The organism is Thomasclavelia cocleata, from assembly GCF_900102365.1.
In the GTDB taxonomy this organism is placed as follows: Bacteria; Bacillota_I; Bacilli_A; order Erysipelotrichales; family Coprobacillaceae; genus Thomasclavelia; species Thomasclavelia cocleata.
Window position 1 is genome coordinate 24,209 of the sequence record NZ_FOIN01000031.1, and the last position, 6,948, is coordinate 31,156.

Annotated in this window: 7 protein-coding genes; 6 read left to right on the top strand and 1 reads right to left on the bottom strand. The window is 29.2% G+C overall.

The window, feature by feature from the left end:
• Position 1: 1 nt before the first annotated feature.
• The 4 genes from rsmG to BMW96_RS10380 all read left to right on the top strand — a co-directional run bounded on the left by rsmG (position 2) and on the right by BMW96_RS10380 (position 2,397).
• Positions 2-703: a 16S rRNA (guanine(527)-N(7))-methyltransferase RsmG gene (gene rsmG, locus BMW96_RS10365; RefSeq protein WP_092355418.1), complete on the top strand. Its 702-nt coding sequence runs from the start codon at positions 2-4 to the stop codon at positions 701-703.
• An 8-nt stretch (positions 704-711) separates the two neighbouring features.
• Positions 712-1,482 (top strand): nucleoid occlusion protein, encoded by a 771-nt coding sequence (noc, locus tag BMW96_RS10370; protein WP_092355422.1) that lies wholly within the window; start codon positions 712-714, stop codon positions 1,480-1,482.
• 98 nt (positions 1,483-1,580) lie between these two features.
• Complete coding sequence (locus BMW96_RS10375) at positions 1,581-1,958, top strand: Spx/MgsR family RNA polymerase-binding regulatory protein (RefSeq protein ID WP_092355425.1); 378 nt, start codon at positions 1,581-1,583, stop codon at positions 1,956-1,958.
• Positions 1,948-2,397 (top strand): hypothetical protein, encoded by a 450-nt coding sequence (locus tag BMW96_RS10380; protein WP_418361237.1) that lies wholly within the window; start codon positions 1,948-1,950, stop codon positions 2,395-2,397. The genes BMW96_RS10375 and BMW96_RS10380 overlap by 11 nt, the downstream gene beginning before the upstream one ends.
• Positions 2,398-2,408: 11 nt before the next feature.
• Here BMW96_RS10380 and BMW96_RS10385 read toward each other — a convergent pair whose 3' ends face one another.
• Entirely contained in the window at positions 2,409-3,218 is an 810-nt protein-coding gene (locus BMW96_RS10385) for a MerR family transcriptional regulator (RefSeq protein ID WP_092355428.1), read from the bottom strand.
• Between the two features lie 83 nt (positions 3,219-3,301).
• Between BMW96_RS10385 and BMW96_RS10390 the strand changes: the two genes are divergently transcribed.
• Both BMW96_RS10390 and BMW96_RS10395 read left to right on the top strand, forming a co-directional pair.
• Positions 3,302-5,032 carry an ABC transporter ATP-binding protein gene (locus BMW96_RS10390; RefSeq protein WP_092355431.1) on the top strand — a complete coding sequence of 577 codons (1,731 nt, stop codon included), beginning with the start codon at positions 3,302-3,304 and terminating at the stop codon, positions 5,030-5,032.
• On the top strand, positions 5,025-6,803 hold the full coding sequence (locus BMW96_RS10395) for an ABC transporter ATP-binding protein (protein ID WP_092355434.1): 1,779 nt from the start codon (positions 5,025-5,027) through the stop codon (positions 6,801-6,803). The genes BMW96_RS10390 and BMW96_RS10395 overlap by 8 nt, the downstream gene beginning before the upstream one ends.
• Positions 6,804-6,948 lie beyond the last annotated feature (145 nt).

The following is a 6,948-nucleotide window of genomic DNA, read 5'->3' on the forward strand; positions in this document are numbered from 1 at the left end:
TATGTCAAAAGAAGAATTTATAAGACTGTTAGAAACAAAAGGGATATTCTTAAAAGAATTTCAGATTAAACAGTTTCAACTATATTTTAAAACTTTGGTTGAATGGAACAAAAAAATGAATTTAACTGCAATAACTGATGAAGAAGAAGTATATCTAAAACATTTTTATGATTCATTAACTATTGCATTTGATTTTGACTTTAATAATCAAAGTATTATAGATGTAGGGGCAGGAGCTGGATTTCCAAGTATTCCTTTAAAAATTGTTTATCCAGATTTAAAAATAACAATTGTTGATTCATTAACAAAGCGGATTACTTTTTTGAATCATTTATTTCAAGAATTAGCATTGAGCGATTGTAAAGCAATTAGTGCACGAGCTGAGGAGTATGCTAAAGATAATCGGGAAAAATGTGATATAGTAATGGCAAGAGCAGTTGCGAAATTAAACATCTTGGATGAGCTTTGTTTACCTTTGGTTAAAGTAGGAGGATATTTTTTAGCCTTAAAAGGACTTAAAGCAGATGAAGAGTTAAATGAAGCTAAGAAGGGCATTAGTATTTTAGGTGGGAAAGTAGAGAAGGTTGTTGATTTTACATTAACTAATGAGAATCATCGAAGTAATATAGTTATAAAAAAAATAAAAGCAACACCAAATAAATTTCCTCGGATGTTCGCTAAAATAAAAAAACAACCATTATAGGAGGAAATATGTTAGAGAAGGTATATAAGCAAATAGATATTAATAAAATCGAGGCTAACGAAAATCAGCCTCGTAAAGTATTTGATGATGAAAAAATTGAAGAACTAGCTACATCAATTAAAGAAAATGGTTTAATTCAGCCAATAATTGTTCGTAAATTGAATCGTAGTTATCAAATAATAGCTGGAGAAAGGCGTTTTCGTGCTTGTAAATTAGCAGGATTAAAAACAGTACCATGTATTATTAAAGATATTGATGATAAACAGGTAGATACATATGCAATTATTGAGAATATTCAACGAGAGAATCTATCTCCAATTGAAGAAGCTAAAGCTTATAAAACATTAATGGATACATATTCTATGAATCAAACTGAGTTAGCTAATAAAGTTGGTAAAAAACAGTCAACTATAGCTAATAAGTTAAGGTTATTGAAATTATCTGATGATGTTAAATATGCATTAAAGGCGAAGCAAATTACTGAGCGCCATGCAAGAGCAATGTTATCTTTAGATAAAGAAAGACAGCAATCAGTATTACAAGAGGTATTAAAAAAATCATTGAATGTTAAACAGACTGAATTGTTAGTTAGTAAACCACTAAAAGAAAAAAGTAAATCAAAAAAGGGACCACTAAAAGCAGTCTCTCAAAATTTTAAGATTGCAATTAATACTATTAATCAGGCAACTGAATTAATTCAAAAATCTGGTATTCCAGTAATTAGTGAAACAGAAGAAGCTGATGATGAATATATTATTACACTAAGAGTGAAAAAATAGTTTAATGATTTGTTTTTATATGTTTTTGTAAGCAAATAGAATTAAATAAATGTATTTAAAGGACTAATTCTAGTCCTTATTTTAGATAGAGGGATACTATGATAAGAGTTTATACTGCACCAGGCAGTCGTTCAGGAAGAATGGTTGTTCAGTGGTTAAAAGAAAATAATTTAAGTTTTATTGAGAAAAATATTTTTTCATCTGATTTACGTATTAATGAAATAAGAGAATTATTAGAAAGATGTGAAAATGGAACAGATGATATTATTTCAAAAAATAGTAAAATCATTAAAGCATTAAAAATAGATTTGAATAATATGAAAATGGAAGATTTAATTAATTTTATAAAAAATAATCCTTCAATATTGAAAAGACCAATCATTATGGATGAACATCATTTTTTAGTCGGCTACAATGAAGAAGAGATTAGAATTTTTATACCACGTAGTCAAAGAAGAAAGAATAGTGAGTTTTAATATGTGTCAGGAATGTTATAGTAATGATAGTAGAGCTACCCCTAAACTTCACCCAAGAGAATGCTTGGAAAATCATAAGCAATATATATGTGGTACTTGTGGGCGCTGTATTTGTATTGAATGTGATAAAAAGAGAAATGTACAACGTTGGAATTTTCCATTTAAAACTTTAGAAATAGCAAAATTATATTTAAGAACTGCTGATTATACAATGAAAAAAGCATGTATTATTTATAAGATTAAAAATAATAAAGGACGTATTTCATTTAAGATTTTTGCTGATGATTTAGATATTGAAAAATATTTAAAAAGAAATCAAGATAAAATTATTGAACCTGTTTTCTCAGTTGGTGAGTATAAAGAATATCCAGATACTAAAGTTAAAAAACTTACATTAGATGAAATAGAGCAATATCTGATTGAATATAAAAATCATTAATAGCGAGTTTATTAACTCGCTATTTCTATTGTTATACGTGTTAAATAATGATTTTTTGATCTTTCACAAATATCAGAGATGATATACTCCTCAAATGCATATTGACCTAAGGTGATTTTATGTTTACTTGCATAATTTAACATTTTTAAATATGAGTCATAAAGTTTGTTTTCACTGCCGTGATGATATCCACATAAATAATTTCCAGCTTTTTTGACAAATGTTTGTTGTGTAGAATTATTAGTAGTAGTAAATAGATATGAGTAATTAGTTACATTATTATTAATAATATTTTCTATTTTTGTCATTACACCAACAAATTCTCCTGTAATTATCTGATTACTTTCGATAAAAGTAGTATAGTCATTCATAAAAGAAGCAAAATCTTTTGATGTGGTATTTTCTAGGTTGGCAGATAAAAGTAATCTAGTTTCTGCAAGATATTCAACTTTTATTTCATCATAATCTGCATTTAAAGCATCAGTAGTGAATGTTTGATAACTTTTTATTAATTCATGGATATGTTGCATTTCATTAATATATTCAATTAGTTTGTTTTCTTGTTGTTCAAGTAGATCAAGGAATAATTCAGGAGTACGTTTATCAAGATATACTTGGATATCTTTTAAAGACATTCCAAGTTTTTTTAAAGCTAGGATAACTTTAAATGTGTCATATTGACGATATGAATAGAAACGATATCCCTTATCATTTATATAAATTGGTTTAAATAAATTTATTTCATCATAATGAAATAAGACGTGTTTTTCAACACCGCAAATTTTAGCAAAAGTACCACAAGATAATAATTTTTCATTCATTTATTATTCCTCCTTGACTATAAGGTTGCCTTATAGTTTATCATAGATATAGTTGCTTCACAATACAATGAAAGGAGAAAGATATGAACTTAATCATAAAGTATTTAAAAAACTACAAATTACTTTTCTTTTTCAATGTGATTTCAGTTTTTGGATTTATTTTAGTTGAATTAGGAATTCCGACCATTGTAGCAACAATGATAGATGTTGGAGTTACTAATAAAGACATTAGCTTTATCTATATGATGGGTGGTTGTATAGCTTTAGTTTCACTAATCGGTGTGAGTGGAACAATTGCTCTAGGATACTGTTGTTCTAAAATATCAACTGCGATTACACGTGATATTAGAAATGACATCTTTGAAAAAGTACAACAATTTACAGCTAATGAATTTAACCAAATTGGAACATCTTCAATGATTACAAGAACGAACAATGATGCTTTTCAAATTCAGCAGTTTGTTAATGTCTTACTTCGAACTGCATTGATGACACCAATTATGTTTATCTTTAGTTTTATTATGACAGCACGAGCTTCATTGCCGTTATCATATATCATCGCAGCAACAATTCCATTAATTATTTTAGGAGTGGTTATAGTTGCTAAGGTTACAAAACCAATTTCGGAAAATCAACAAAGCTCATTAGATGATTTAAATCGTATTTCAAGAGAAAATCTTAGTGGAATTCGTGTAATTAGAGCATTTAATAATGATGGCTATGAACAAGCGCGTTTTAATGAAACTAATCATCGTTTTACGAAATATTCAAAAAAATTATTTAAAATTATGACTATGACTCAGCCGATTTTCTTTATGCTGATGAATATTGCTGGTCTGTCAATATATTGGGTAGCATCACATCTTATCTCTAGTGGTTCTTTAGAGATTGGACAACTAGTTGCTTTTATGGATTATTTATTTCATGCAATGTTTTCAATTATGCTTTTTTGTACTGTATTTATGATGTATCCACGAGCTGAAGTATCAGCAAAGCGGATTGAAGAAGTATTTAAGCTGGAACCTTTAATTAAGAATAAACCAATAGAGAGTGATTCAGATGAACAAGTAAGTATTGAATTTGATCACGTGACATTTGTTTATCCAGATGGTGAAGAGCCAGTTTTGCAAGATATATCGTTTAAGGTTTCAAAAGGTCAAATGATTGCGTTTATTGGAAGTACAGGTTCAGGTAAAAGTACATTAGTTAACCTGATTCCAAGGTTTTATGATGTTAGTAGTGGCAGTATTAAAATCAATGGGAAAGATATTCGTGATTATGATATTTTAGAGCTACGTGATAAATTAGGGGTAATACCACAAAAAGCGGTATTATTTAGTGGTAGTATTGCCGATAACATTCGTTTTGGTAAAAAAGATGCTAGTGATGAAGAAGTCGAATATGCAGCTAAAGTTGCTCAGGCATATCCTTTTATTATGAAAAAGGAACATGGTTTTGATGAAGAAATTAGTGAAGGAGCTACTAATGTTTCAGGTGGTCAAAAGCAGCGTTTAAGTATAGCACGGGCATTAGTGCGTAAGGCTCAAATCTATATTTTTGATGATTCATTTTCAGCATTAGATTTTAAAACTGATGCAGTTTTAAGAAAAGAGTTAAAAAAAGAGATGAAAGATTCAATCATGATGGTTGTAGCTCAGCGAATCTCAAGTATTATGGAGGCTGATCAAATCGTTGTTTTAAATGATGGTAAAGTAGTTGGTCATGGAACTCATTTACAATTATTAAAAGAGTGCCAAATTTATCATGAGATTGCAACTTCTCAACTTAGCGAGGAGGAATTGGCTTATGAATAAAAAATATAGTTTTAAAAAGAGTTTAAAAGGGCTTATACCATTTATTAAGCCATATAAATGGCAATTTATTATTGCGATTGCAATGATTTTTGCTTTTAATATTTCTATTGTTTTAGCGCCAGCTTTTGAAGGGATGGTGACTACTCAATTAGCTAGTGATGTTGCTAAAAGCACAAATTTATCAAATGTTAATATTGATTTTGGTGCAATTATTAAAATTGGTATTAGTTTGGTTATAATCTATATTGTTAAAACTGTAGCGCAAATGGTCTCAATTGTTTATTTAACTAACGCAATTCAACATGCGATGGAAGATTTGCGCAATGCTTTGCAAAATAAAATTCGTAAATTACCAGTAAGATATTTTGATAATCATCATTTTGGGGATGTTCTTAGCCGTATCACTAATGATGTTGATGCTATTTCTAATGCTTTACAACAAAGCTTTACCCAAATAGTTAGTGGGGTATTAACTGTTACTTTAGCATTAAGTATGATGTATTTGATTAATCCTAAAATTGCTTTAATTGGAACAATGATTATCCCATTATCTCTTTTAGTTACTAAGTTAGTAGTTGGCAAGAGTCAAAAATTATTTAAAAACCAACAAGACGCTCTTGGAGAGCTGAATAGTACAGTTACTGAAATGTATACTGGATATAACGAAATTTTATTATATAATCAGCAGGTAGAATCGGTTAAAAAATTTAAAAAGATTAATGAAAATTTAAAGGAAAATGCTTTTAAAGCTCAATTTGTTTCATCAACTATTGCACCATTAAACGCATTAGTTACCTATTTAGCAATTGGTGCTGTTGCAGTAGTGGGAACTGCAGATGTAATTGCTGGAACTTTTTTAGTTGGTCAGTTGCAGGCTTTTATTCGATATATTTGGCAAATTAATGATCCGTTATCACAAATCTCTAATTTATCATCACAAATTCAATCAGCATTTGCAGCATTAGGTAGGGTCATCGAGTTATTAGAAGAAACAGAAGAAGTTCCAGAAGCAAATCCTGTAAAACATATAAATGAAATACATGGAAATGTGGATTTTGAACATGTTAAGTTTGGTTATTACGAAGAAAATTTAATGAAAGATTTAAATGTTAATGTTAAAAGTGGACAGATGGTGGCTATTGTTGGACCAACTGGTGCAGGTAAAACAACTATTATTAATTTATTATTAAGGTTTTATGATGTAAAAGGCGGAAGTATTAAAATAGATGGTGTCGATATTCGTGATCTTCCTCGAGAAGAATTGCGTTCAATGTTTGGAATGGTGTTACAAGATACCTGGTTATATTCAGGTACTGTTTATGATAATATTCGCTATGGACGTTTAGATGCTCGTAAAGATGAAATTATTGCTGCTGCTAAAATGGCAAATGTTCATCATTTTATTAGAACTTTACCTGATGGTTATAATTCACATATTAATGAAGAGGCGAATAATATTTCCCAAGGTGAAAAGCAGTTATTGACTATTGCCCGGGCAATTTTAAAAGACCCTCAAATTTTAATTCTTGATGAAGCGACTTCATCTGTTGATACACGCTTGGAAAAAATGCTCCAAGAAGCTATGAAACGGGTTATGAAAGGACGTACTAGTTTTGTAATTGCTCACAGATTGTCTACGATTAAAAGTGCAGATTTAATTTTAGTTATAAATAATGGTGATATTGTAGAACAAGGAACTCATGAAGAATTACTTGCAAAACAAGGTGAATATGAAAAACTATATAACTCACAATTTGCACATAATGCATGATTGATGTAAAGAAGTATTTAGGTACTTCTTTTTTTTGTATCGAAATATGTGCTATACTAGTATAGATGGTAGTGTCAAATAAGTTATGAAAAAATTTCATTTTTTCATAACTAGAATTCCATAGTTGATTCTATGTAGTAATCAA